Genomic DNA, 23,822 nt, shown 5'->3' with positions numbered 1-23,822 from the left:
CGCTCACATCAACGTGTTACCCGAGCCCTGCTCGGCTTCGAACATGTCCTTGACCCGGCAGTCACCACACATCTTGAGCCGCCGCAGGTTCGCCTCCGACTGGAACATGTGGTGCCCCTCGAGCCGCTGGGTCATCCGCTCGATCACGCTCGGCGTCGCAAACGGTTTGCCGCAGCTCACGCACTCGAAAGGCTGCTCCTCGTTCAGCACGCGCGGCTGGCGGCGCTGCTCCCAGTCGAACAGGTAGCGCGCCTCCAGGTTGATGGCGTCCTCGGGGCACGCCGTCTGGCACAGCCCGCACTGCACGCACAGATCCTCGGTGAAGTTCAGCTGCGGCTTGTCGCCGGCATCGGTGAGAGCGCGCGTCGGACAGACCTGCGGGCAGGCCATGCAGAGGGTGCACTTGCCGGCGTCCACCATCACCTGACCAAACGGCGAGCCGGCGGGCATGGCCGTGACCTGTGGGCGTGCCAGCGCCTGCCCATAGAGGTGATCAATGGCCAGACGCAGAGTGCCGCGCTTCTCGTTGAACGTATCGAACCCGGCCGGCGCCACGGGAACCCATTCGGCCGCCGTCTCCAGCGTCGGCGCGAGGGCGCTTCCGGCGGGCGCCAGCGCGACCCGCTCACCGCCGAGTTCCATGGCGTCAAGCAGGCTGCGGGTATAGCCAATCTGGCGCTCGACCTCCGCGCGCACGGTGGCCGGCACCGCCGGAGTATCGAGCAGTACGACACCCGCCGCGCCGTAGGCGAGCGAGGTCAGCCACAGATCCATCCCCACGGAGCCGATTTCGGCGACACGCACGGGGATGACGTGATCCGGCAGCTCCGGTGCGATGGCGTGCAACCGCTCCGCTCCGGTTTCCTCGTCGTGGAACAGCAGCACAGGGCGTTCTCCGCCGGCCTCCCGGAACGCCTGCAACATCGCCTTGACCCGGGCGGCCATGTCCTTCGGCCCGGGATAGGCGTAGATGATGGCACCGGTCGGACACGCCGTGGCGCAGGTGCCGCCACCCTGACAGAGGTAGGGGTCCACCTCGATGATCTCGCCGATGGAGGTAATGGCGTCGGCGGGGCAGGCATCCAGGCAGCGGGTGCATCCCGTCAGCCCGCTGTCCCCGTGGGCACAGATGTCGGGACTGTAGTTGAAGAACTTCGGTTTCTCGAACTCGCCGGTCATCTCGGGGATTTCGGCAAGCGCCCGCTCCAGGGCGTCCGCGTCGCCGGCCGGTGCGTAGTAGCCGAATGGTGGCAGATCCATCTGCAACGCCGGCTCCCGGCGCAGATCCAGGACCAGGTCGAACCAGGGGTGATCGTCGTTGTTGAGGTCCGCCGCGCGCAGCGACTCACCACGCGGCGTTTCCAGCTGTGCATCAAAATGCCCCAGATGGCCAGCAACGCTGGCCGGTTCGCCGTGGAGCACGGTCACGCGGTGCTGATCGGCCTTCGCCGCTGCCGCATCCTCCGGCAACGCCCCTTCGTGGGCACTGGTGGCCATGATCGTGCACGTGAGCGACTCACGCAGGCGCGCGGCGCACTCCAGCGCATCGAGCTCCGCACCGATGAGCAGCAGGTGGCCCGCCGAGCGGTAACCCACCAGCGAGGTCGCACCCACTTCCACGACAGCACCCGCCTGCAGGGCCGCGTCGCGCGCAGCCCCGGAAGCGGGCAAAGCCATGTCGGCATATACGTTCAGATAATCAGTCATCGGTCCTCGTGGTCCGTGATCGGCTCATGGCCGTCGGCACCCGTCGCGGTGCCAGCGGCCGCCCGGTCCGCGTCTGCCAGCTCGACGCCCTCGTCGGCAGCCGTCATTTCGTCGTCCATGGCATCCGCCAGTTTCTGGCGTGCCCGTTCCGCCTCGCGTGCAATGGCGCGCTTCCAGTCATGGGGCACCACATCGCCCATGGGCGTCCAGGTGGTGTAGTCCTCGGCGTACTCCGCGCACAGTGAAATCTTGTTGAACTTCGAGGAACGGAACAGCGTCCGCAACGCCTTGCGCCGCAGATCGGGGCTGATGTTCCGCGCCATGAACATGCTCACGTCAGAGTCCTGGTTCAGCGACTCCAGCGGCGGCATGTCGTCGTCTGTCAGTTCGTCGTAGGGCTTGCCGGTGCGCTCGTCGATCCGCACCGGCGCGTCGTGGTTTTCCTCGGCAGCGCTCGCGGTGGCGTCCTCGACGACCGGGCGCTCCGGCTCGTCGGCAAGGACCTCCCCCTGTCGCCGGCTCGCCTTGCGGCGCGACCACCGATCGAAGAACCCGGCTTCGGATTCCTGCTGCTCCCGCTCGCTCACGTCTGCCCTCCGGACTCGGCCTGATCGCCCACCTCGGCGTCGTAAAGCGCCTTGCTGCGCTTCTTGCCACGCCCCTTGCCACCCTTGCGGCGTGGCTCGTAGTGCTTGAGCACAAACCCTTCGACCCAGCGGTAGACCTCCGCGGGCATCATGGTCCGCATCACGGTCTCACCGGCGTCACGCAGTTCGGTCGCATCCAGATTCTGCGCCTCGTCCAGACTGACCGTCAGGCGTTCGGGCACGAAACCATTCGCCCCGGAGCGCCCGATCACGAACACCGACGGCGAGTCGCCGCGGATATTCAGGTAGTACGCCTCTGCCTGCGCCCTGCGCAACTGCAGATGGTAGCCCGACCACATGTAGAGGCTGCCGTCGTCTGCGGAGCGGATGCAGGTCGACTGCCGCCGCTCCGCGGCAAACCGCTTCCCCACGACCACGCCGTTCACCTCTGCACGCCCCGAGGCGGTCTGCGCGATAATGACGGCCGCGGGAAGCACGGCATTGTCATCCCAGCCATCCCCTTTCGTCGTGGACCCGACCTGCTGCACCAGCCACCTCACATTGACGTTTACGACAAGGGCAGCAAGAAAGGTGCCACGAATGCCCCGCACGCCTGAAACCGGCTGTTTCACCCGCCCGGCCGCCACAGCCGGGGCTTTCCCGATGGAGCGGCAGGAAAGCGAGTCGGGGCGAACCGTCCACCGCTGGACACACCGGGACACAATGCACCATGCGGCGCTGCATCAATGCGTCGTTTTATCACAACGCCCCACGGCCCGCCCCGTTGCTATTCGGCGTCGAGATCCAGTTCGCCACTGATCGTGTGGCTGATGTCCAGCCCATCCACCTCCAGGGTCATGCGCACGGACAGCGTCTCGTCCCCGTTCAGAGCACCTTTCTCCAGTGCTGCCCCCAGGGCGCGCTCGATCTCCTGCTGCGAGGTCACGCCGAACTGCTTGAGGCATTTGCGAATCTGCATATTCAGGGCATCATCGTTCATCATCTACTCCGTCATGTTCAGGGCCGAAGCGGCCACAGATAACCGTCAAACACGTGGGCATCATGACTGAAAGCGGAAACCCGATCCAAAACGACCCCTCCTGCCACAGCGATCATGACCCGCAGTCGCTGCCGGTCACCGCGGCCTGGGAGCGCATCCGCACCGATCTCGCTCCGGTACGCGGAATCGAACGGGTCAGCACGCGGCTGGCACTGGGTCGTGTGCTGGCGGAGCCGGTGACATCCGGCATCGACGTGCCGGCGCACGACAACGCCGCCATGGACGGTTACGCCATCCGGGGCAATGACATCCCCGGCAGCGGCAACGCCACCCTGCGCTGCGTCGGCACGGTCATGGCGGGTCATACACTGGACGGCCACCTTCAGTCCGGTGAGTGCGCACGTATCATGACCGGCGCCCCGATGCCGGCCGGGGCGGACACCGTCATCATGCAGGAGAACGTCCACCGCGACGGCGACCAGGTGGTGATCACCGCCGACGAAAAGGCCGGACAGAACGTGCGCCCCGCAGGTGAGGATCTGCGCCAGGGCGAGATCGTGCTTGCCGCCGGCCAGCGGGTCGGCACCGCGGAGCTGGGCATGCTCGGCAGCCTCGGGCTGGTGGAGGTTCCGGTGTACCGGCGCCTGCGCGTGGCATTCTTTTCCACGGGTGACGAGCTGTGCACGGCGGGATCGTCGCTCGGACCCGGCCAGATCTACGACAGCAACCGTTACACCCTGTACGCGGCGCTCCAGGCCCTGGGCGCGGAGGCCACCGACATGGGCGTGATCTCCGACGACCCGGACACCATGGAGAAAGCCTTCGCCGACGCGGCGTCCTTCGCCGACGCCATCATCACGTCGGGCGGGGTCTCGGTGGGCGAAGCCGACTTCGTCAAGACGATCATGAACCGGCTCGGCCAGGTGGGATTCTGGAAGATCGCCATGCGCCCCGGGCGGCCGCTGGCGTTCGGCACCATCGGGGAGGCGCGCTTCTTCGGCCTCCCCGGCAATCCTGTGTCGGTGGTGGCGACCTGGTATCAGTTCGTGCAGCCGGCGCTGCGCCGCATGATGGGTGAGGATCCCGAACCGCCCACGACCTTCCGCGTACGCACGGCCACGGATCTGCGCAAGCGGCCCGGGCGCACCGAGTTCCAGCGCGGCATCCTGCAACGCGATGACGCCGGCGAGTTGGTCGTCACCACCACCGGCAGCCAGGGCTCCGGCATCCTGCGCTCGGTCAGCCTGGCGGACTGTTTCATCGTGCTGCCCCACGACAGCGGGGACGTGGCAGCCGGCACCATGGTCGACGTGCAGCCATTCCACGGCGTTATGGGGTGATCAGCTGCCGGTGCAGAAGGCCTGGTAGTCCACATAGCCGGGGAATTGCACGCCGTCGCCACAGTAGGCACAGCCGGTATCGCGTTCGACCCGCAGTTCATGGAAGCGCGCGGCCAGGGCATCGTAGTGCAGCAGCCGCCCCACCAGCGGGTCGCCAATGCCGAGCAGCAGCTTGATCGTCTCCACCGACTGCATCAGCCCGACCACACCGGGCAACACCCCGAGCACGCCGGCTTCCGCGCACGACGGCGCCAGCTCGGGTGGTGGCGGCTCCGGGAACAGGCAGCGGTAGCAGGGGCCCGGCGCCTCCGGCCGCCCCGGCCAGAAGACCGTCACCTGACCCTCGAACCGGTACACCGCCCCGTGCACATTAGGGAGGCCGAGCTTCACGCACGCGTCGTTGATGAGGTAGCGCGAGGGGAAATTGTCGGTGCCATCGACGATGACGTCGTAACCGCTGAACAGGTCCTCCACGTTGCCGGACTCGAGATGCACCTCGTGCCCGACCACCGTCACCGAGCTGTTCAGGTGGCGGATGGCCTCGCGGGCAGACTCAACCTTGGAGAGGCCCACCCGCTCCTCGCTGTGGATGATCTGGCGCTGAAGGTTGCTGCGGTCGACCACGTCGTGATCGACGATGCCGATGGTGCCCACACCAGCGGCCGCAAGATACAGCGCCGCCGGGGAACCAAGCCCGCCGGCCCCCACCAGCAGCACCTTGCTGTCCAGCAGCCGGGCCTGCCCGGCTTCGCCCACTTCGGGCATGAGCAGGTGGCGGGAGTAGCGCGCACGGGCGTCGGCGTCCAGTACACGCGGAATGCTGAACGGCAGGCCCTCGTTCTTCCACTGGTTGAAGCCGCCGGCGACGGAATAGACCCGGGTATAGCCCAGGCGCTGGAGGTCTTCGGCAGCGAACAGCGACCGCGTCCCCCCTCCGCACAGCACCATCAACGGCCGGTTCAGGTCGGGGATCTCGTCTTCGACGCGCAGCTCGAGATACCCCCGGCCGAGGCGCAGCGCGCCATCGGGGCTGCCCTCGGCGACCTCGTCGGGCTCGCGCACGTCGATCAGGGCCGCGCCATCGGCCAGCATGGCGTACGCCTGCCCAGGCTCCAGTTCGTCCACGCTCTGACGCAGCCGCTCCAGGCGCCGATCCCTGGCCCGGCCCGCGCCTCCGGCGACCGCCGGCAGCACCGACACCACCTGCCCCTCGCTCAGCAGGGTATGCCAGCCATCCAGCGCGGTCATGTTGTGCTCGCCCACGAACACGTTCACATAGGTGCGCACGTCACCTTCAGGCGTGAGCAGGCGCTGACCGAGTGCGGGGTAATCCGCGGCGAGGCGGCCGAGCACGTCGCCAACCGTCTGCCCCTCCAGGATCACCTCCGGCCGGCCCTCCGCATGGCCACGCAGCGGCGTGGGGATACGCACGGTGACAACGGGCATCAGCGCAGCACCTCCTCTTCAAAACGGCTGCCGTTGAGACGCCAGCCCCGGATCTCGGCCCCGCCATCGCCGGGCGAGCCGACGATCAGGTACAGCCAGCCCGCCCAGGCCGCGCGACGGTCGCTCTCGGAGGGCACCGCCTCCCCGTCCGGATGGCTGTGCCAGATGCCGATCACGTCGAGGCCGCGTTTGCCGGCGTCACGTTCGGCATGCATATACTCCAGCGGATCCAGGGCGAAGTGGTCTGCCGGGCGGCGCGCCTGATTGGTCATGCCCGCGATCTCCCGGATCACGCCGTGGTGCCCGAGCACAATGCCGCAGGCCTCCTCCGGCAGTGCACGGCGGGACGCTTCGATGAGCTCCTCGCGCAGCGCAGGCGTCAATTCGGTCTCGCTCATGCCGATATCCTATCAGTTCGTGATCGCCGGCAATCCACTTTTCTGGTGCAATACAGCCCGGTTCGTCATGCCACTCACACCGTCACCCGAGGAGCCCGATGCGCCAGCCTTCCCCGCACGATGCCACTCGCGTTGTCCTTCTGGTGGGAACCCAGAAAGGCCTGTTTCGCGTGACAAGTGACCGCAACCGGGAGACATGGCACATGGACGGGCCGCTGATCGCAGGCTACGAGATCCTCCACGCCTGGCTCGACCCCCGCGACCCGCAGCGCGGCTACGCCGCCGCCAAGCACCTGATCTGGGGCGCGCACGTCTACCGCACCGACGACGCCGGCGCGACCTGGTCGCCCACCGCGGCGCCGCCGAGCCACCCCGCCGGCACGTTCGACTCGGCGCTGAACGCCATCTGGTATCTGGCGCCGGGCGACACCGACGCGCCGCAGACGCTGTACGCCGGTATCGACCCCGCCGGGCTTTTCGTCAGCCACGACCGCGGCGACTCCTGGCAGGGGGTCGAGGGGCTGAACCACCATCCCACGCGCCGCACGTGGGAGCCCGCCAAGGGCGGCTTCTCGCTGCACTCCATCCACACCCTGCCGACCCGGCCACGGCGGCTGTTCGCCGCGGTATCGGCGGGTGGCGCGTTCCGCAGCGACGACGACGGCGGACACTGGACGCCCATCAACCGCGGCGTGCGCGCGGAACACCTGCCCCAGGCCGCCCCGGAGACCGGGCACAACATCCATCGTCTGGTGGTTCACCCGCGCAACCCGGAGCGGCTGTACCGGCAGTGTTACAACGGCGTCTACCGCAGCGACGACGCGGGCGAGACCTGGACGGAGATCACCGCCGGACTGCCCAGCGACTTCGGCTACGCGGCGGTGACCGAGGCCGACGACCCGGATGTGCTGTACGTGGTGCCCATCGACAGCAACCATCTGCGCACCACCGTGGAAGGCCGGCTGCGGGTCTACCGCACCGGCGACGGCGGCCGCACGTGGACGGCACTGACACACGGCCTGCCGCAGGACCACGCCTACGTCTCGGTGCTGCGTGACGCCATGGATGTGGACGATCTGCCGGAGTGCGGCGTCTACATGGGGACCTCCAGCGGCCACCTGTTCGCGAGCCGTGACCGCGGCCGGAGCTGGCGGTTGCTGGAGGGCTTTCTGCCACGAATCCTGTCGGTGAAGGCGGCCGTGGTCCCCGAGGAGGCTGTCAGGTGAACATCGAACCGCTGCTGGAGGCACTGGGCATCCGCGAGGGCATCGTCTGCGCCGTGGGCGCCGGGGGCAAGAAGACCCTTCTGTACCACCTGCTCCAGCACTACCCGGGCCGCACGGCCATGACCACCACGGTGTTCACCTACCAGCCTCCGCCACGGCTGGAGGCCACTGTTGTGGTGGATGACGAGACGCAGCTCCGGACGCTGGTGCCGCAGCATGCCGCCCCGCGCATTCTTTACGCCCAGCCCACGGACAAGGCCGGCCGCCTCGCCGGCGTATCGGCCGAGACCCTGGCGGGCATCCACGCGGACGGTGGCTTCGGGCTGACCGCGGTGAAGGCGGATGGCGCCCGCATGCGCCTCATCAAGGCCCCCCGCGACGACGAGCCGCGCATCCCGGCCTATGCGGATACGGCGCTGCTGGTGGGTTCGGTGCACGCGCTGGCGCGCCCGGTGAACGACCGGATCGCCCACCGTCTGGACCAGGTACTGGCCATCACCGAGCTGGCAGAAGGTCAGCTGCTGACGCCGGCGGCCATGGCGCGGCTCTACACGCACCCGCACGGGCTGCTGCAGGGCACGGGGTCGGCGACGCCGGTACCGGTGCTGAACATGGTCGACTCCGGAGTGGCCCGCGAAGCCGCTGAAACCGCGGCGCGCCACATCCTCGACGGCAGCGACCGGTTCGACCGGGTGGTACTGACCAGCCTCAAGGCGCCGGGCCTGCTGGTGGACGTCATCCGGCGCCAGTAGCTAGTGCAGCCGGTCCGGGTCCACGTCCAGGGCCTCCAGATGCCGCCGCAGTTTCTGCACCCGCGGTGACATCATGCCCAGCGTGCCCTCCACCGAGAGCACTGCCTGCTTGAGCAGCTGGCGCGCGTCATCGCGACGCCCGGTATCCCGGTACAGCGCCGCCAGGCGGGTCACCGCGTTGATGTGGTCCATATTGTCCCGCCCCAGCACCTGGGCGGTCCGGTCCACCGCATCCCGCAACATGGGTTCGGCTTCCTGGTAGCGCTGCTGCTCTGCGAACAGCCCGGCCAGTTCGCAGAGGGTCATCAGCGTATGGGGGTGGTCACCGCCCATCAGCGATCCCCACGTCTCCAGGTTGCGGCGATAGAGCTGCTCGGCTTCGTCGTACTGGCCCGTCTCCCGCAATAGGTCCGCGAGGTTGTTCACGCTGGTGGCCGTGGCCGGGTGCTGCTCCCCCACCAGTGCCTCCCAGTTGGCAATCGCCTTGCGGTAGAGAGGTTCGGCGTCGGTATAGCGACCCATGGCGTCCTTGACGCCGGCCAGATTGTGCAACGTGGACGCGGTATCCACGTGTTCCGCGCCGAACAGTTCCTCCCGGACATCCAGGGCGCGCTGGAACAGCATTTCGGCGGTACGGAAATCCTCCCGCGCGTCCATCACCGCGCCCAGGTTGTGGGCCGCCGCGGCGGTGGCCGCATGCATGGCGCCGAACACCGTCTCGGCGATACCAAGGGCGCGCTGGTAAAGCGTCTCTGCCTGATCGAAATCGTGCTCCGCATAAATCACGCCGGCGAGATTGTCGAGGCATGCGGCCGTGGTGGGGTGGCCGTTGCCGTACTGCCGTTCGGCGATATCCAGGGCGCGCCGGTACCACGGCTTGGCGGCGGCGATGTCGTCCATGGCCTTGTAGACTGCACCGATGTTGGTGAGATACGGGATCAGCCCCGCATCCCGCTGCCCCAGAGTGCGTTCGCGCTGCTGCAGCGCCTCGCGGTATAGCTCCACGGCCTGCTGCAGTTCCCCGCGCTCCTCGTGCCAGGTGGCCAGCTGGTGGCGGCTGGTACGGGTCTCCGGGTGGTCGGCGCCGTGGGCTTCCAGACGCAGCGCCAGCGCCTGGCGCAGCGGCGCTTCCGCCGCCCCGTGTTCGTCACGGTCCATGAGCCAGCTGCCGCGTACGGCCAGGGCCCGCGCCTGCAACGAAACGGGGAGCTGGGCCTGTTCGCTGTCCAGCGCGTCGATGTGGGCCCGGAGGGCATCCGTCGCGCCCAGGTCACGCAGCGCCGAGGCCAGCCCGAGCAGCAGCTCCGCCAGCGCATCCGGAGCCAGCTGCCGACGCCAGCCCGGAATCCGGTCGGCATACCAGTTGGCGAGCGTGTCCGCCTCGCCCCATGCCGACCAGTAGCGGAACAGGTCCAGCCGATCCGGCTGATCGAGCAGTGTCGAGAGGGTATCGGGGTCGGCCAGTTCCGCGGCCAGCTCCTCCCAGTGCCGCGCCTCCGCCCACTGCCACGGCACCTCCTGCAGCCGCCGGCTCGCACTGCCGGCGCGCTTCACGAGGGCCGCCAGAGCCGCGTGGGCGGCCTGGCGCTCGGCACCGTCGGGCAACAGCCGACGCTGGACGGCATCGCGCACGCAGGGACCCGCCAGGGTCAGGCGGTCCCCGAGGGGGCACACGAGCTCGCCCAGCGCCCCTGCATCATGCCCGGCCGCCGCCAGCTCCTCCGGCGTCACGCCGCTGCGGCTCGCCCAGAGCAAGCGCAGCGGCTCCGCCGGGTACGGATCCACCGATACCGGCTCAGCGTCCGATTCGCCGCTCTCCGCCAGGCCCTCCACCTGCCAGCCGCGGTGGCGCAACTGCTCGGCGACGGGCGCGCCGGCGGCGGTGCCGATGATCATGCGCACCCCGGGCGGGAGATGGGTCGGCAGCCACTCCAGCGCGGCACCGGCATCGTCATCCGCCAGCGCATCCACGGCATCGAGCAAGATCACCAGCGTTCCGCGCGCCGCCGCCCGGGCCAGCCAGTTCGGCAACACCTCGCGCCGAGCCTCGCCATCCACGGGCAGCGGGTCGGGCATGCCGCTACAGGCGCGCAGCCACAGCAGCAACCGCTCGAGCAACCGCTCCGTCCCCCGGCTCTCGCCGGTACAGCCGACGAAATGGGTGAAACAGGCAGCCTCGGGATGTTTGCGCTCATGGGCGCGCGACCACTGCGCCAGGAGGGGGGCCGTTCCCGAGCCGGTAATCACCAGCGGCGCCGCGTTCCGCGCGGCGTGCCGGTTCAGTCTGCGGATCGCGTCACGACTGACGGTCGCACCGGCCAGTGCTTCGGCATACGCGGCGTGATCCGCGCCCGCAAGCGGATCGCTGTCGCTTGGCATGTGCTGGTCTGGCATGAATCCGGGTCCCTCTTTCTCAATCTGCGGAAGGAACGGCAATCAGTGATCGGCTTCCGGGTGCGGGCGGCCCTCAAGCCGCGCTTCCAGCCGGTCCCGGTCGTCCGGTGTGTTCACGTTCAGGAATGCGCCTTCGGCGTCGTCGAACTCCACATCGACCACTGCATGCTGCGCATACCAGCGATCGATCTTGCGCCCGCCTTCGCTCAGGAACGATTCGAGATCCGGCAGCAGGCGGCGTGGCAGCAGCGCGAACACGGGCTGCATGCGGCCCGCGCCGGACGCCACACCAGCATCTGCGGCCGCATCAACAACCGCGCGACTGAGCCGGGTGACCAGATCCGCCGGTACCAGGGGCGAATCGCAGGGCACCGTCACGACCCATTCGGTCTCCGCCGCCCGCAACCCCGCAGCCATGCCTGCAAGCGGACCGGCGAACTCGCCGAACGCATCCGGCACCACGGGCCAGCCACGGGTGGCGTAGACGGCGTGACTGCGGTTGGCGTTGATCACCAGCGCCGCCACCTGGGGGCGCAGACGCCTGATCACGTGATCCACCATGGGCTCACCGGCAACCTCCACCAGCCCCTTGTCGGTGCCGTTCATGCGTGTCGCGCGACCACCCGCGAGCACGACTCCCGTAACGGTGTTAGTTTCAGGTCGGGTCATGGCGCTGTCCTGCCTGCCGCACAGGGTCGCATCATAGCAGCCAGGACCGCTGTCGCGGGACTGCAAGGACCCGGACGCTGAACATGTGGATTTGACGCACCAATGGCCTCATGGGTCATAATTGACCATGAAACAGCTGAAGTGGTCCATTGAGTCGCACCATGTCGGTCAGCGAGGCGGACCCCGTCGGCGCAACCCTTTGCGGGATTGGCCGCTGGGCACCCCTCACCCGATTGTCCGAATACGTCGCTTTCGATTGACCCATAAGGGGCTGACGCGTGAATGAATCCGTGAACCAGGTGGTTTCGGACGCGAGCTCGCAGGGAACGCGGAATACACAGCACCAGCTTGCAGCGCTCGTCGTCGATGATGAGCTGAACATCCGTGACTTCATGCGCTTTGCCCTAGCAAAGCTCTGTGCGTCCGTGGATGTTACCGAGACGGTGGAACAGGCCGATGCACTGCGTGGACAACGGCGCTACGACGTGCTGATCATCGATGTGCGCATGCCGGATCGCTCCGGCCTGGACTGGGCCCGGACGCTGCGCGAATCGGGCGTCAACACCCCCATCGTGATGATGACGGCGTATCCGGAGGTCATGGAGACCCGGGAAGCCGCCGAGTTGTCCGGCGTTCGCTTCGTGCCCAAGCCGTTTTCGCTGGATCAGATGCTGACGGCGGTGGAGCAAAGCCTGGAGGCCACTACTGCGTCCCCGGCCCACGTGGATCCGCCCCGAGGCCTGGAAGGCGTCATCGGCCACAGCGAGGCCATGCGCAGCCTCATGGGGCTGATCCGGCGCGTTGCCAGCCGTGGCACCACGGTGCTGCTGGAAGGGGAATCCGGCACCGGCAAGGAGGTCGCCGCACGCAGCCTCCACCACTTCAGCGGGCGGCGCGGCGCGTTCGTGCCGGTGAATTGCGGGTCCATATCCCCGGAGCTCCTTGAGAGTGAACTGTTCGGCCACGTGAAGGGGGCATTCACCGGGGCGACACAGTCCCGCGAGGGCCTGTTCATCCACGCCAACGGTGGCACGCTGTTCCTGGACGAGATCTGCGAGATGCCACTGGGCATGCAGGCCAAGCTGCTACGCGTTCTGGAGGAACGGACGATCCGCCCGGTGGGCTCGGAGCGGGAAATCACCGTTGACGCACGCATCGTCACGGCAACCAACCGGAGCATTGCGGACGAAGTCGCTGCCGGTCACTTCCGCGAGGATCTCTACTACCGGCTCAACGTACTCGGGCTGCGACTGCCGCCCCTGCGGGAGCGCCCGGAAGACATCCCTCATCTCGCCAAGCAGTTTGCGGACACGCTGGCAGAGGAACTGGCGCTGCCGTCGCCCCGCTTCACCAGCGCCGACATGGAGCGTCTTGCCCAGCATCCTTGGCCAGGCAACGTCCGTGAACTGAAGAACCTGATCGAGCGGGCGATGCTGCTGGGCCGCACGCCAGCGGAATGCCTGGTGGAGCAGCAGGTGGACGCCCCCATCTCCCTGGGCGACGGCGACAGCGACTACGGATTCCCGGCTGACATGCCCCTGGAGGAGGTGGAGAAGCAACACATCCTCAAGGTGCTGCGCACGACGGGGGGCAACAAGTCCGAAGCCGCGCGGCGGCTCGGCGTGTCGCGGAAGACGCTGGAACGGAAAGTGAAAGCCTGGAATCAGGCGGGCGACGACGCGTCCGCCTAGACGGGATCACGCCGTCGTGGGCGTCATCACTGCCCAAAACGGCGTAACGGAGTGCGCTCAGCGCTTCCGCGGAACGTACAGATCGCCGTCCAGCCGTGAATAGTACGACGCAAGATCACGGAGATCCTGGGTGGAGAGACCTTCCACCTGCCCCTGCATGACGGCATTCTCGCGCGTGCCGTCCTGGTACTGCTGCAGGGAACGGAAGAGATAATCCGCGTACTGACCGCTCAGCTTTGGCCACTCCGGGTTGCTCTGGGAGCCGTCCACCGCGTGACAGGCAATGCACTGGTCTTCGGCGATCTGCTGTCCGACCGAGGGATCTCCACGGTCAATGGCCAGCGCCGGTGCGGATATCATCAGCGCCAGCGCGCCGATTGCGGAAAGTGAACTGGATTTCATCATCGTTTTCTGACTTCCTGCTGGAAACCTGACTGTGTACCGGCGACCGCTGGCAAATCAGCGCTCCTGCGCAAAGAATGCGGCAATGTCGCGCATCTCCTGGTCGCTGAGACCGTGCGCCTGGGCGTTCATGGTGGGGTGATCCCGCTCGCCATCCCGATACGCTTCCAGGGCAATCACCAGATACTCTTCGAACTGCCCGCCCAGTTTGGGAACGCGGTACGACGGATAAGCGTTGCGCGCACCCTCGACGGCATGACACCCCATGCACGTATCAGCCAGGCGTTCGCCCCGCACCGGATCACCCGCTTCATCATCCGCCTGGGCGGTGCCAACTCCAGCCACGGCGCCGAGCGCCAGCCCGAGGAACAAGGTCTTCAATCTCATTGAGTGCTCTCTTGCTGAATCTTGATCCAGTGGTCGACCAGGACACACGCCCCCGGTGAATTGCGACCCGCAAACCAGCGCGTATGGTTCCATGGATCGACCCGACCGTAAAGGTTGAGAAGTAGCAGATGATAGCGCCACCGGCCTCCGAGACCAACCTGGGATGAAGCGCTTCTGCCGCCAAGCCGCGGACAAAGTGCCGTTCGCCGATGGAACAGGAGCGGCTCTACCGTACCTGAAAGCCCGCGGGCGGCGCGTCGGTCGCGGGCTCCCAGACCACGTCATCCACTCTTGCATTGGGCGGGCCCTGCGCGACCCATGCCTGAAACGCCTCGAGTTCCGCGTCGGGGCCACTGACCAAGAGTTGGACCCGCCCGTCCGGCAGATTCATGGCATACCCGCGCAGCCCCAGTCTGCGCGCTTCTTCCTGCGCGCTTCCCCGGAAGAATACCCCCTGGACCCGCCCGGAGACGTGACCAAGCAGACACTTTTGCGACATACCCCTCCTCCGTTCCGGTTACTACCCACTGCCGCCGCCAGCGGCCCGATCCGGTGGCCGGTCGTCGTCACCCTGCCCACCGCGCGCTGCCGGGCCCGCTTCGAACAGATCCCGCACCGGCTGGTCGAGAATGCCCTCGATCCGGCCGATCGCCTCGGCCAGGGTGTGCGACAGCGCCCGGTTCCAGGCATCGCGATCGCGCAACCGCGCCGGCACATCGGCCAGGACGAACGGGTAGCTGCGATAGAGGTCGAGCAGCGTATAGGTGGATGGGTCGCGGGCGAGCACCCAGCTCCCCTCCTCGGTACGACGCACCACCCGCGCATGTTCCAGCGCTTTCAGTGCCTCGGACACGGCGGCCTCGTCGGCGTCGGGTTCTCGCTTCAGGAGGTCCTGCAGGGTGAGCCCGTGGCCCTGCTGCTGAGCACGCCAGAAATCGCCAGTCAATCGCACCGCCAGCACCAGTGCCAGTCGCGGGTCCGACAGTGATCCACGCCGCCCCTGACGGTACCCGGCCAGGGCCTGGGTGAACTCGGCGCCAAGCAGCACCACGACCCAGCAGACGTAGATCCAGATCAGGAATATCGGCAACGCCGCCAGCGTGCCGTAGATGGCCTCGTAGGTCGGCATTGTCGTGACGAAAGCCGCGAACCCGTACTTGGCCACTTCAAACAACGCCGCGGCGACCACCGCACCGGTGACGGCGTGCCAGACCGGCACGCGCCGATTGGGCACCGCCGCATACAGAAAAGTGAACGCCAGCACCACGCCGACAAAGGGCGTGATCGCCAGCAGGCGCTGCTGCAGCGAGCCACCGTCGGCCACGTCGGTGAACTCAGCCAGGGCGATGAGATAGGACGACAGCACCAACGAACTTGCAACAAGAAACGGCCCCACGGTGATGACGGTCCAGTACACCATGAAGCTCTGCACCGGCGGGCGGCGTTTGCCAACCCGCCAGATACGGTTCATGGCCTTGTCGATGGCCGCCATCATCAGAATGGCGGCGACGGTGATACCAACCAGGCCCGCCGCCGTGAGGCCTGCCGCCCGGCTGGCAAACTGCTGGATGTAGTCCTGCACCACGGCGCCGGACGTCGGCACCAGGTTCTGGAACAGCCAATCCTGCATGCGCCCGCTGAACTCCTCGAACACGGGGAACGCCGTCATTACGGAGAAAACGACGGCAAACAGGGGCACGATCGACAACAGCGTGGTGTAGGCCAGCGTGCCGGCGCTGTTCAGACAGCCGTCCTGCACGAACCGGTCTGCCACGTGCCGCAGGAAGCCAACAGCCTCACGGGCACCGTTGATGCCCGAACGCATCAGGTGCTGCCGATCAGGAACTCGCGCCGTCCACTTCATGCCTGTCTCGTCACCCCTGTCCTTCGGGCTCGTGCCCACGCTGTCACCATGGTGTCACGGCGCCATGCCCGATGCAGCCTTCAGCCATAGCCGCCTCTGCCCTACAATGCAGCCTTCGAGCGACCACACCCGCCACCGGAGCACCGCCGGGAGAGCCATGACTCGCATTCTAGTCCTGTATTACAGCCGCCATGGTGCAACCCGGCACATGGCCGAACAGATCGCGCGCGGAATAGAGACCGTGGACGGAGCCAGCGCGATCGTGCGGACCGTCGCACCGGTGTCGGTGACGACCGAAGCGTCGGACCCGCCGGTCCCCGCATCCGGGCCGCCCTACGCCACCCTGGACGATCTGGAACAGTGCGATGGCCTCGCCCTCGGCAGTCCGACCCGCTTCGGCAACATGGCAGCACCGCTGAAGCATTTCCTGGACGGCACCTCGGGGCTGTGGCTGAGCGGAGCACTGGCCGGCAAGCCTGCGGCGGCCTTCACCTCCACCGGCTCCCTGCACGGCGGCCAGGAAACGACGCTGCTCACCATGATGATGCCCCTGCTCCACCACGGCATGCTCCTGGTGGGACTGCCTTACACACAGCCCGAGCTGGCAACGACCCGCTCCGGGGGCACACCTTACGGCCCCAGCCACGTGGCGGGCGGCGACGGCTCGGAGCCACACAGCGAGGACGAGGAGACCTTATGCCGCGCCATGGGACAACGGCTGGCGGCGACCGCCACGACACTGAAACGGGGGCGCGCATGACCCCTCTCCCGCGTCTGGCGCACCGCACGGCGATCGTGGCCCAACTCGGGCTGATTGCGCTGTTACTGAGCTGGCTGACCTGGCTTGCACCACCGGACCCGGCGCTGGTGGCCCCCCTGGTGCTCCTCGGTGTCGGCCCACTGGCCGCAGGGGTGCGGGGCATACTCTACGGCCGGCACTACACGTGTGCCTGGACGAGCCTGGTTTCCATGGGGTACTTCATCCACGGCGTCGCCTTCGTCACCACCCCCGGCATGACCGGCTGGCTGGCGGGCGTGGAAATTGTGCTCAGCCTCGCCCTGTTCACCGGCTGTGTGACCTACGTGCGGCTATCCCGGGCGTAACAGGACCACCCGGCGCGATCACGGTCAGGCCTGCGCCAGAACTTCACGCACGAACGGGACGGTCAGGCGGCGCTGCTCCGCCAGCGCCGCCTGGTCGAGTGTTTCCAGCAACTGGAACAGGGACGCCGTGTCACGGGGCTGGCGCCGCATGAGATAACGCCCCACTTCCGCAGGCAGATCCAGGCCCCTTAACCCCGCCCGGTGCCGCAGTGCGGCGAGCTTGTCGTCATCGTCCATGGGCCGCAGCCGCTGCATCAGTCCCCACTGCAACCGGGACACCAGATCCGGCAACAGAAAGCCGGCCGCCTCGGGGCGGTCGCCGGCACTGATCAGAACGCGGACACCGCTGTCGCGCAGGCGATTGAAGGCGTGGAACACGGCTTCTTCCCACGCCGGCTCGCCGGCGATGGCATCCAGATCATCCAGCGCCACCAGTGCCAGCCGCTCCATACCATCCAGCACCTCCGGCGACAACGGTAGCCCCTGCCCCAGGGGCAGGTACGCCACGGACTGCCCCCGGTCACCCAGGGCCCGGCTGGCCGCCTGCAGCAGATGGCTTCTGCCCGTCCCGGCGGCGCCGTGCAGGTAGACGCACTGTTCGCCGCCGGCCAGCAGCCGCTCGACCGCTGCCAGCGCCTGCGCATTGGCGCCGGGACAGAAGCTCTCCATGCTGGCGGCATCGTTCCAGCGGATGCCAAGGGGAAGCTGGGCCGACTTCAGGGGTGGCAACTGCGCCATGCAGGTCTCCAACACGCGAATCCCGGGATTTGCGGAGCGATTGTACGCCGCCGCCACACACTCCCGCGACCCCGGCTCTGCCAGCCGGGCCGGGAACGCCCGAACGCCGACATGCGGCGTCACCGGACGACGGTTTCCCCTGCCACCGCCGGTGGGTAGACTCCGGTGCAGTCCGGGCGAGCATTCACCGCGCGTTGCCCGCGCTCACTGCAATCCGCATTCACGCTGGGAGGTACTGTGCGACCACGCCATCTGCTGTTGACCGTCTCCGCTCTGGGTCTTGCCGCAACACACGCCGCCATGGCAGACACCGTCACCCTCGGCAACGGTGACCGCATCACCGGCACGCTGATCGAGATCGACGGCAACCGGGTGAAGTTCCAGCCCGAGGCATCGGACGACCCGCTCCTCCTCTCCCTGGACACCATCGTCCGGCTGGAAACCGACGAAACCATCCAGGTGCTGATGGAAGACGGCACCGAAGTCCGTGGGCAGGCGGTGGAGGCGGACGACGGGGCCCTGCGGCTCGACAGCGAACAGTTCGACGACCCGATCACTTTCCCGATTGGCCAGATCACCCGGGTCACCGGCCCCGACACCCCAGTGCGTGAGCCGATCCGCTCCACCGGTAACATCAGTCTCGGCGCGCGCGTGACCGACGGCAACACCCGCACCCAGACCTACAGCGGCACGGCGGATGCGAGCGTTCGCAGCGACGTCAACCGGGTCCGCTTCAACGCCGAGTTCAACCGCACGCGGGACCAGGGCGAGGACACGGTGGACAACGCCGCAGGCGGCGTGCGCTACGATCACTTCGTCACGGAAGCGCTCTACCTCAACAGCAATGTGTCACTGGCGCGGGACCGGTTTCGCGATCTTCGCCTGCGCACCACCGCCGGTGTCGGTCTTGGTTATCAGTTCTTCGATACCGGCACGCGGACGCTGTCTGCCGAGGCCGGTATCAGCTACGTGAACGAGGACTTCTACACCGATGAGAACCAGACCAACCCGGCCGGCCGCTGGGCGCTGGACTATGAGGAGCGGTTCGCGGGCAACGGCATCCGCCTGTTTCACGCCCAGGAGGGGCTGGTGAATCTCGAGAACACCGACGACACCATCATCAGCACGCGCACCGGGGTGCGCTTCCCGTTCATCATCGGCATGACCGGGACGTTCCAGATCAACTTCGATTACGAGAACCAGCCCCCCTCGGACAATCGGAAGACCGATACGGCCTACGTACTGACCGCGGGCTATAGCTGGTAACCGCTCGCGCGCGCCGGGTGCCATGGAGGCGCCCGGCGCAGGATGCCGCTCAGGACCCGCTCAGCCTGAAGATGTAGTCCGGCCGCGCCCCATCGTCATCGGCGTCCGGCGCATCACCCTCATCCAGCTCCTGCTCCGCAAGCAGGCTTCCGCTGCGCATGCGCTGCAGCGCCCGTTCGGGCAGGCCCTGGAACGTCAGCCGGAAATCGACGGCGCCTCCGCCCATGCGAATGGCGTCCACCGCCTCGACACCGCTCAGGTCACGCAGGTAGTTCTCGACCCGGGCATAGCCGTCAAGCCCGCCGACATCGCGCACACGCAGGGTCAGACGCCCCACCTCGCCATCTTCGGGGACCACCGCGTAGTACTCCGCCAGCCGGGTAACCCCCGCCTCAACGCCCACATCAAGCACGTCCGGCGCACTGTCGTTGTCCACTGTCCACGAGTGGCTCTCGCCCTCCCAATAAAGGACCCAGCGCCCGCGCCAGCCCTGCCCGCGCTGAGCCACCCGCCCCACCAGAACGGCGTCGGCGTCGTAGCGTTCGGAGGCGCGCTCGATGGGTTCGCGGAAACCGCCCCAGATTTCCGAGGCACGGATGGCCTGCTGATCTTCCAGGTCCATCAACGGAAACAGCACCGGCAGACCGGTGCGCGCACCGGCATCCCGGAGTGCTGCCTGGAGGTCCGGCGACTCGTCCCCGCCGAGGATGCGGCGGCTGCCGCCCTGATCAACCACGACCCAGGCCAGCGTTCTCGGCCGTCGCTCGCGCGGCCAGATGGGAATCTCCTGCTCCACGAGATCCCTTTGCAGCACGCGGCCGTCGTAGCGCACGCGCAGGTAAAGCCTGTCGTCGTCGGAGTCGTAGCCGTATTGCTGGACGTAGCGGGTAGACTGCTCCAGAACCTCGGCGAGCGCGTCGTCGTCTGCCGGGACCTCTCTCCCGGTGAGCCGGGTGAGAATCGTCTCCAGCCCGTCACGGGTTGCCTCGTCACGCTCCGAGGCGGACTCACTGTCCACCTGGATGCGCGCATCGAACAACCCTGTACCCGCCAGGCTCAGTCCCGGCAGGAGCAGCAATATCAGTAGAAGCCACTTCCGGTATTCCATGCCGTCCCCGCATGCCTCTCGTTCATTCCCGAATGCAATGAGACTCTAGCATGGACGAACGGTTCCCGCCGTCCGCGGCGGATGCCGACACGGCCCGTATCCGCTACCATACGCCCCCTGACAGATTCGCCCCGCCCAACAGGGAGAGCGCACTCGTGGCTTCGGACCAGACCCCGCCGGACGACGGCCTGACCTATCGCGATGCCGGTGTCGACATCGATGCCGGCAACAGCCTCGTGGACCGCATCCGGCCCGCGGTAGCCCGCACCCAACGGCCGGAGGTCCTCGGCGGCCTGGGCGGATTCGGTGGCCTGTTCGCCCTGCCGACGGACCGCTACCGCCAGCCCGTGCTGGTGTCGGGCACCGACGGCGTTGGCACCAAACTCAAGCTCGCCATCGAGACCGGACGCCACGACGGGATCGGCGTCGATCTGGTGGCCATGTGCGCCAACGACATTCTCGTGAGCGGCGCAGAGCCGCTGTTCTTTCTCGATTACTACGCCACCGGGCGGCTGGACGTGGACGTGGCGGCAGCCGTGGTCGAGGGGATCGCCTGCGGCTGCGAGCAGGCAGGCGCGGCACTGGTCGGCGGCGAGACGGCGGAGATGCCCGGCATGTATGCCGAAGGACACTACGATCTCGCCGGGTTCTGCGTCGGCATCGTCGAACGGGACGCCATCATCGACGGCAGCCGGGTCCAGCCCGGCGACGCACTCATCGCCCTGGGCTCCAGCGGCCCCCACTCCAACGGCTACTCCCTGGTGCGGCGCGTGATCGAGCACAGCGGCGCCAGCCTCGACGAAGACCTCGCCGGGGAACCTCTGGGGGCGGCGCTGATGGCGCCCACACGTATCTACGCCCGTGCCATTCGCGCGCTCATGGCGGAGGTGGATGTCCACGCCATGTCCCACATCACCGGCGGCGGGCTGCCGGAGAACCTCCCCCGGACACTTCCCGAAGGCTGCGGCGCGGTGATCGACACCACCAGCTGGGAGTGGCCGCCCGTGTTCCGCTGGCTGCAGACCCGCGGCAATATTGCAGATGCCGAGATGTACCGCACGTTCAACTGCGGCGTCGGCATGGTGGTCTGCGTGCCCGAGGACGATTGCGACACAGCGCTGGCACGACTCCGCGCCCACGGCGAGACCGCCTGGCGGATTGGCCACGTGGAAGCGGACGCGGCATCGGGCGTGCGCTTCACGGAGGGCGCATGACAGGCTGCCCCTCTCTGGTGGTGCTCATCTCGGGCAGCGGCAGCAACCTCCAGGCCCTGATCGACGCCCGCGAGGCCGGCACGCTGCCGGCAGAGATCCGCGCCGTCATCAGCAACCGGCCCGGCGCCTACGGGCTGGAGCGTGCCCGTGCAGCCGGCATCGACACCGAGGTGCTGGATCACCGCGATTACGCAGAGCGCGCCGCGTATGACACCGCACTGCAGCAGCGGATTGACGCCCGTACGCCGGACCTGGTCGTCCTCGCCGGTTTCATGCGCATTCTCACCGACGAGCTGGTGAATCACTTCCGGGGCCGGATGCTGAATATCCACCCATCGCTCCTCCCTGCATTCCGCGGCCTTCACACACACCGACGGGCGCTGGAGGCAGGTCACGCCGAACATGGCTGCAGCGTGCACTTCGTCACGCCCACGCTGGACGCCGGCCCGGTCATCGCCCAGGGCGTCGTCCCCATCGAGACGGACGATACTGAACCGGTGCTGGCGCGCCGGGTCCAACAGCAGGAACACAGGATCTATCCGCTGGTCGTTCGCTGGTTCGCGGAGGGTCGGCTGACACTGGACGGCGAAACCGCCGTGCTGGACGGCAAGCCACTGCATGCCCCTATTCGCCTGCGGGACGCCGACCCCGTCCCGTCCTGAGGAAACAACCCGCCGCTCCGGGAGGATCGATGCACCACCGGTACCTGGCACCTATCCTGCTCACGGCCTCCCTTCTCCCCGGCGCCATGCACGCCACCCCCTTTGCGGCCGGGCTGCCGGGGCAGATCGAAGGGGCGGCCGACGGCGTTCTGACGCCGGGCCCGCAGCTCACCGGCGCGGGCAACGCCGTAAGCGGCAATGTCGCGGTTACCCACGCCCGGCTCACGGACGTACAGTTCACGGCCATCGGTGCCTCACTCACCCTGGACGACCGGCTGGAGCTCAGTGCCGCGCAGCCCAATCTCGGCGCGGGCAGCAGCGACGATGCGAGACAGAATGTCTTCGCCGCCCGGTTGCGACTGGCGGGGTCGGCCCGTGCACCGCTCCGACCCGCGGCGTCCGTGGGTGTGAGCCACCGCCGGCAGCGCGATTTCGGACTGGAAGACCGGATCGGCATCGCGCCGGAGCGGCGCAACGACTGGGATGCCACGCTCAGCGCCGGCGGCGGGTACCGCCTCGGGCCGTCACAGGCGGTGCTTGTTCACGCCACGGCCCGTTACACACGGGCGAACGCCGGGGGCCTTTTCGGTTTCGGCAATGCCGAGCATGATCATCACCGTGTGCAACTGGAAGGCGCCGTCCACACCAGCCTGACCAGCCGACTCAGTATCAGCGGCGAATACCGGGAGAACCGGCACCAGCCGGCGACCGATCCCGGTGACCCCTGGTGGAGCGCCTACGCCGGGTATGGCGTCAATGAAGATGTTCATCTGGCACTGGGCTGGCAGGACCTTGGCCGGCTGGGCGGAAAGCCGCGCCAGAACGGGCCATTCATCGCCCTGCGCGGGCGTTACTGACGCCTGTCCCGCCCGCCGGCCGGCGACCGCTTACGAGCGGGGCAGCGTCACGCCGCTCTGGCCCATGTACTTGCCGCCGCGATCCTTGTAGGACGTCTCGCAGACCTCGTCCGACTCCAGAAACAACATCTGCGCCACGCCCTCGTTGGCGTAGATGCGCGCCGGCAGTGGCGTGGTGTTGGAGAACTCCAGGGTTACATGCCCTTCCCACTCCGGCTCCAGCGGCGTCACGTTGACGATGATGCCGCAGCGGGCATAGGTGGATTTGCCAAGGCAGATGGTGAGCGTGGAACGGGGGATACGGAAGTACTCCACGGTACGCGCCAGGGCGAACGAATTCGGCGGGATGATGCACACGTCCGACTGCACGTCGACAAAGCTGTTCTCGTCGAAATGCTTCGGGTCGACGATGGCCGAGTTGATGTTGTGGAAAATCTTGAACTCGTCGGCACAGCGAACGTCGTAACCGTAACTGGACGTGCCGTAGGAGATGATCTTGCCTTTGTCCGTCTCCCGCACCTGGCCGGGCTCGAACGGCTCGATCATGCCGTCCGCGGCCATACGGCGGATCCACTTGTCGGACTTGATTGCCATGGGCGTTATCCTGTTGTCTGGGCTGCCACAAGCCCGGGCGCGAAAGGCAGGATTGTAACCACCACCTCCGGCGGAGCCAACTAACCGCAGGGCATCCACACCATTCCAGTCAGGGGAGCGTTGACTATGAGCACGGCACAGGGGCCCAAGCTGCCACCGAAACCGGAACCACCCGACCCGTCGGAGTGCTGCGGCAGCGGCTGCGACCCCTGCATTCTGGAGCTCTACGACGACGAACTGGAGCGCTGGGAAGCGCGCGTGGAGCGGATCAAGGCGCAGTGGCAGGCCGAGCAGGCGGGGCAGCAGTAACGCCCCGCTGCTCTGGACCGGAGCATGGCGTGGTCGTAAGCTGAATCCGGAACACAACAAGATCTGCACGCTGCCCGCCGGGCCGTGATGCAGGCTGCCCGCGGGCC

General features: G+C 67.6%; 26 protein-coding genes. 11 read left to right on the top strand and 15 right to left on the bottom strand.

What is annotated here, in order from left to right; translation table 11 throughout:
• Positions 1 to 3 precede the first annotated feature (3 nt).
• From ACNSTU_RS11830 to ACNSTU_RS11815, 4 genes are all read right to left on the bottom strand, one after another.
• Positions 4 to 1,707: a 4Fe-4S binding protein gene (locus tag ACNSTU_RS11830; protein ID WP_290636002.1), complete on the bottom strand. Its 1,704-nt coding sequence runs from the start codon at positions 1,705 to 1,707 to the stop codon at positions 4 to 6.
• Positions 1,704 to 2,294 carry a DUF3306 domain-containing protein gene (locus tag ACNSTU_RS11825; RefSeq protein ID WP_290636004.1) on the bottom strand — a complete coding sequence of 197 codons (591 nt, stop codon included), beginning with the start codon at positions 2,292 to 2,294 and terminating at the stop codon, positions 1,704 to 1,706. The genes ACNSTU_RS11830 and ACNSTU_RS11825 overlap by 4 nt, the downstream gene beginning before the upstream one ends.
• Positions 2,291 to 2,842, bottom strand: a complete 552-nt coding sequence (locus tag ACNSTU_RS11820) for a DUF3305 domain-containing protein (RefSeq protein WP_290636006.1) — start codon at positions 2,840 to 2,842, stop codon at positions 2,291 to 2,293. The genes ACNSTU_RS11825 and ACNSTU_RS11820 overlap by 4 nt, the downstream gene beginning before the upstream one ends.
• Before the next feature lie 239 nt (positions 2,843 to 3,081).
• Positions 3,082 to 3,297, bottom strand: a complete 216-nt coding sequence (locus tag ACNSTU_RS11815) for a DUF6494 family protein (RefSeq protein ID WP_290636008.1) — start codon at positions 3,295 to 3,297, stop codon at positions 3,082 to 3,084.
• A 59-nt stretch (positions 3,298 to 3,356) separates the two neighbouring features.
• On the opposite strand from ACNSTU_RS11815, the gene glp reads away from it, so the two are divergent.
• The gene (gene glp, locus ACNSTU_RS11810) at positions 3,357 to 4,634 is read left to right on the top strand and encodes a gephyrin-like molybdotransferase Glp (RefSeq protein WP_290637028.1); all 1,278 of its coding nucleotides are present in this window, start codon (positions 3,357 to 3,359) and stop codon (positions 4,632 to 4,634) included.
• Here glp and moeB read toward each other — a convergent pair whose 3' ends face one another.
• Both moeB and ACNSTU_RS11800 read right to left on the bottom strand, forming a co-directional pair.
• Positions 4,635 to 6,080: a molybdopterin-synthase adenylyltransferase MoeB gene (gene moeB / locus ACNSTU_RS11805; RefSeq protein WP_290637029.1), complete on the bottom strand. Its 1,446-nt coding sequence runs from the start codon at positions 6,078 to 6,080 to the stop codon at positions 4,635 to 4,637.
• On the bottom strand, positions 6,080 to 6,478 hold the full coding sequence (locus ACNSTU_RS11800; protein ID WP_290636014.1) for a M67 family metallopeptidase: 399 nt from the start codon (positions 6,476 to 6,478) through the stop codon (positions 6,080 to 6,082). Before ACNSTU_RS11800 ends, moeB begins: the two co-directional genes overlap by 1 nt.
• Positions 6,479 to 6,681: 203 nt before the next feature.
• Between ACNSTU_RS11800 and ACNSTU_RS11795 the strand changes: the two genes are divergently transcribed.
• Together ACNSTU_RS11795 and yqeC are read left to right on the top strand one after the other, a co-directional pair.
• Entirely contained in the window at positions 6,682 to 7,704 is a 1,023-nt protein-coding gene (locus tag ACNSTU_RS11795; protein WP_290636016.1) for a WD40/YVTN/BNR-like repeat-containing protein, read from the top strand.
• Positions 7,701 to 8,456, top strand: a complete 756-nt coding sequence (yqeC, locus tag ACNSTU_RS11790) for a selenium cofactor biosynthesis protein YqeC (protein WP_290636018.1) — start codon at positions 7,701 to 7,703, stop codon at positions 8,454 to 8,456. The genes ACNSTU_RS11795 and yqeC overlap by 4 nt, the downstream gene beginning before the upstream one ends.
• Here yqeC and ACNSTU_RS11785 read toward each other — a convergent pair whose 3' ends face one another.
• Positions 8,457 to 10,850, bottom strand: coding sequence for a tetratricopeptide repeat protein (locus ACNSTU_RS11785; protein WP_290636020.1), 2,394 nt, complete (start codon positions 10,848 to 10,850; stop codon positions 8,457 to 8,459).
• Positions 10,851 to 10,892: 42 nt separating this feature from the next.
• Positions 10,893 to 11,519 carry a molybdenum cofactor guanylyltransferase MobA gene (gene mobA, locus ACNSTU_RS11780; RefSeq protein WP_290636022.1) on the bottom strand — a complete coding sequence of 209 codons (627 nt, stop codon included), beginning with the start codon at positions 11,517 to 11,519 and terminating at the stop codon, positions 10,893 to 10,895.
• Between the two features lie 278 nt (positions 11,520 to 11,797).
• Here mobA and ACNSTU_RS11775 point away from each other — a divergent pair, with 278 nt between their 5' ends.
• On the top strand, positions 11,798 to 13,210 hold the full coding sequence (locus tag ACNSTU_RS11775; RefSeq protein ID WP_418212391.1) for a sigma-54-dependent transcriptional regulator: 1,413 nt from the start codon (positions 11,798 to 11,800) through the stop codon (positions 13,208 to 13,210).
• Between the two features lie 57 nt (positions 13,211 to 13,267).
• Here the strand turns inward: ACNSTU_RS11775 and ACNSTU_RS11770 are convergent, their stop codons facing one another.
• From ACNSTU_RS11770 to ACNSTU_RS11755, 4 genes are all read right to left on the bottom strand, one after another.
• Positions 13,268 to 13,615 (bottom strand): c-type cytochrome, encoded by a 348-nt coding sequence (locus ACNSTU_RS11770; RefSeq protein WP_290636026.1) that lies wholly within the window; start codon positions 13,613 to 13,615, stop codon positions 13,268 to 13,270.
• Positions 13,616 to 13,669: 54 nt separating this feature from the next.
• Positions 13,670 to 13,999, bottom strand: coding sequence for a c-type cytochrome (locus ACNSTU_RS11765; RefSeq protein WP_290636028.1), 330 nt, complete (start codon positions 13,997 to 13,999; stop codon positions 13,670 to 13,672).
• 226 nt (positions 14,000 to 14,225) lie between these two features.
• The gene (locus ACNSTU_RS11760) at positions 14,226 to 14,498 is read right to left on the bottom strand and encodes an acylphosphatase (protein WP_290636030.1); all 273 of its coding nucleotides are present in this window, start codon (positions 14,496 to 14,498) and stop codon (positions 14,226 to 14,228) included.
• Between the two features lie 21 nt (positions 14,499 to 14,519).
• The gene (locus ACNSTU_RS11755) at positions 14,520 to 15,863 is read right to left on the bottom strand and encodes a virulence factor BrkB family protein (RefSeq protein WP_290637031.1); all 1,344 of its coding nucleotides are present in this window, start codon (positions 15,861 to 15,863) and stop codon (positions 14,520 to 14,522) included.
• 157 nt (positions 15,864 to 16,020) lie between these two features.
• On the opposite strand from ACNSTU_RS11755, the gene wrbA reads away from it, so the two are divergent.
• On the top strand, positions 16,021 to 16,623 hold the full coding sequence (gene wrbA / locus ACNSTU_RS11750) for an NAD(P)H:quinone oxidoreductase (RefSeq protein ID WP_290636034.1): 603 nt from the start codon (positions 16,021 to 16,023) through the stop codon (positions 16,621 to 16,623).
• Complete coding sequence (locus ACNSTU_RS11745; RefSeq protein ID WP_290636036.1) at positions 16,620 to 16,967, top strand: DUF2069 domain-containing protein; 348 nt, start codon at positions 16,620 to 16,622, stop codon at positions 16,965 to 16,967. The genes wrbA and ACNSTU_RS11745 overlap by 4 nt, the downstream gene beginning before the upstream one ends.
• 24 nt (positions 16,968 to 16,991) lie before the next feature.
• Here the strand turns inward: ACNSTU_RS11745 and hda are convergent, their stop codons facing one another.
• Positions 16,992 to 17,687 (bottom strand): DnaA regulatory inactivator Hda, encoded by a 696-nt coding sequence (gene hda, locus ACNSTU_RS11740; protein WP_366214132.1) that lies wholly within the window; start codon positions 17,685 to 17,687, stop codon positions 16,992 to 16,994.
• A 255-nt stretch (positions 17,688 to 17,942) separates the two neighbouring features.
• On the opposite strand from hda, the gene ACNSTU_RS11735 reads away from it, so the two are divergent.
• Positions 17,943 to 18,971 (top strand): DUF481 domain-containing protein, encoded by a 1,029-nt coding sequence (locus ACNSTU_RS11735; protein WP_290636040.1) that lies wholly within the window; start codon positions 17,943 to 17,945, stop codon positions 18,969 to 18,971.
• Positions 18,972 to 19,020: 49 nt separating this feature from the next.
• On the opposite strand, the gene ACNSTU_RS11730 is transcribed toward ACNSTU_RS11735, so the two are convergent.
• Positions 19,021 to 20,079 carry a DUF2066 domain-containing protein gene (locus ACNSTU_RS11730; RefSeq protein WP_290636042.1) on the bottom strand — a complete coding sequence of 353 codons (1,059 nt, stop codon included), beginning with the start codon at positions 20,077 to 20,079 and terminating at the stop codon, positions 19,021 to 19,023.
• Between the two features lie 50 nt (positions 20,080 to 20,129).
• Here ACNSTU_RS11730 and purM point away from each other — a divergent pair, with 50 nt between their 5' ends.
• The 3 genes from purM to ACNSTU_RS11715 are packed head-to-tail and all read left to right on the top strand — an operon-like array spanning position 20,130 to position 22,812.
• Positions 20,130 to 21,293: a phosphoribosylformylglycinamidine cyclo-ligase gene (purM, locus tag ACNSTU_RS11725; RefSeq protein WP_290636044.1), complete on the top strand. Its 1,164-nt coding sequence runs from the start codon at positions 20,130 to 20,132 to the stop codon at positions 21,291 to 21,293.
• The gene (gene purN / locus ACNSTU_RS11720) at positions 21,290 to 21,955 is read left to right on the top strand and encodes a phosphoribosylglycinamide formyltransferase (RefSeq protein ID WP_290636046.1); all 666 of its coding nucleotides are present in this window, start codon (positions 21,290 to 21,292) and stop codon (positions 21,953 to 21,955) included. The genes purM and purN overlap by 4 nt, the downstream gene beginning before the upstream one ends.
• Positions 21,956 to 21,984: 29 nt before the next feature.
• Positions 21,985 to 22,812, top strand: coding sequence for a DUF3034 family protein (locus ACNSTU_RS11715; RefSeq protein ID WP_290636049.1), 828 nt, complete (start codon positions 21,985 to 21,987; stop codon positions 22,810 to 22,812).
• Positions 22,813 to 22,842: 30 nt separating this feature from the next.
• Here the strand turns inward: ACNSTU_RS11715 and dcd are convergent, their stop codons facing one another.
• Positions 22,843 to 23,406 (bottom strand): dCTP deaminase, encoded by a 564-nt coding sequence (gene dcd, locus ACNSTU_RS11710; RefSeq protein ID WP_290636051.1) that lies wholly within the window; start codon positions 23,404 to 23,406, stop codon positions 22,843 to 22,845.
• Positions 23,407 to 23,532: 126 nt separating this feature from the next.
• Between dcd and ACNSTU_RS11705 the strand changes: the two genes are divergently transcribed.
• Entirely contained in the window at positions 23,533 to 23,715 is a 183-nt protein-coding gene (locus tag ACNSTU_RS11705; RefSeq protein WP_091640624.1) for an oxidoreductase-like domain-containing protein, read from the top strand.
• Positions 23,716 to 23,822: the final 107 nt, after the last annotated feature.

This window comes from Aquisalimonas sp. APHAB1-3 (assembly GCF_048323695.1).
Lineage (GTDB): Bacteria > Pseudomonadota > Gammaproteobacteria > Nitrococcales > Aquisalimonadaceae > Aquisalimonas.
This window is presented reverse-complemented; position numbering and strand designations above follow the sequence as displayed.

Bases quoted from the DNA above. Each gene is read 5' to 3' on its own strand.
- ACNSTU_RS11770 (WP_290636026.1), bottom strand. From the start codon at position 13,615: ATGATGAAATCCAGTTCACTTTCCGCAATCGGCGCGCTGGCGCTGATG.
- wrbA (WP_290636034.1), top strand. From the start codon at position 16,021: ATGACTCGCATTCTAGTCCTGTATTACAGCCGCCATGGTGCAACCCGG.
- moeB (WP_290637029.1), bottom strand. From the start codon at position 6,080: ATGCCCGTTGTCACCGTGCGTATCCCCACGCCGCTGCGTGGCCATGCG.
- ACNSTU_RS11765 (WP_290636028.1), bottom strand. From the start codon at position 13,999: ATGAGATTGAAGACCTTGTTCCTCGGGCTGGCGCTCGGCGCCGTGGCT.
- ACNSTU_RS11815 (WP_290636008.1), bottom strand. From the start codon at position 3,297: ATGATGAACGATGATGCCCTGAATATGCAGATTCGCAAATGCCTCAAG.
- ACNSTU_RS11745 (WP_290636036.1), top strand. From the start codon at position 16,620: ATGACCCCTCTCCCGCGTCTGGCGCACCGCACGGCGATCGTGGCCCAA.
- ACNSTU_RS11730 (WP_290636042.1), bottom strand. From the start codon at position 20,079: ATGGAATACCGGAAGTGGCTTCTACTGATATTGCTGCTCCTGCCGGGA.
- ACNSTU_RS11755 (WP_290637031.1), bottom strand. From the start codon at position 15,863: ATGAAGTGGACGGCGCGAGTTCCTGATCGGCAGCACCTGATGCGTTCG.
- dcd (WP_290636051.1), bottom strand. From the start codon at position 23,406: ATGGCAATCAAGTCCGACAAGTGGATCCGCCGTATGGCCGCGGACGGC.
- ACNSTU_RS11715 (WP_290636049.1), top strand. From the start codon at position 21,985: ATGCACCACCGGTACCTGGCACCTATCCTGCTCACGGCCTCCCTTCTC.
- mobA (WP_290636022.1), bottom strand. From the start codon at position 11,519: ATGACCCGACCTGAAACTAACACCGTTACGGGAGTCGTGCTCGCGGGT.
- ACNSTU_RS11795 (WP_290636016.1), top strand. From the start codon at position 6,682: ATGGACGGGCCGCTGATCGCAGGCTACGAGATCCTCCACGCCTGGCTC.
- ACNSTU_RS11785 (WP_290636020.1), bottom strand. From the start codon at position 10,850: ATGCCAGACCAGCACATGCCAAGCGACAGCGATCCGCTTGCGGGCGCG.
- ACNSTU_RS11800 (WP_290636014.1), bottom strand. From the start codon at position 6,478: ATGAGCGAGACCGAATTGACGCCTGCGCTGCGCGAGGAGCTCATCGAA.
- purM (WP_290636044.1), top strand. From the start codon at position 20,130: ATGGACGAACGGTTCCCGCCGTCCGCGGCGGATGCCGACACGGCCCGT.
- purN (WP_290636046.1), top strand. From the start codon at position 21,290: ATGACAGGCTGCCCCTCTCTGGTGGTGCTCATCTCGGGCAGCGGCAGC.
- glp (WP_290637028.1), top strand. From the start codon at position 3,357: ATGACTGAAAGCGGAAACCCGATCCAAAACGACCCCTCCTGCCACAGC.
- ACNSTU_RS11760 (WP_290636030.1), bottom strand. From the start codon at position 14,498: ATGTCGCAAAAGTGTCTGCTTGGTCACGTCTCCGGGCGGGTCCAGGGG.
- ACNSTU_RS11830 (WP_290636002.1), bottom strand. From the start codon at position 1,707: ATGACTGATTATCTGAACGTATATGCCGACATGGCTTTGCCCGCTTCC.
- ACNSTU_RS11705 (WP_091640624.1), top strand. From the start codon at position 23,533: ATGAGCACGGCACAGGGGCCCAAGCTGCCACCGAAACCGGAACCACCC.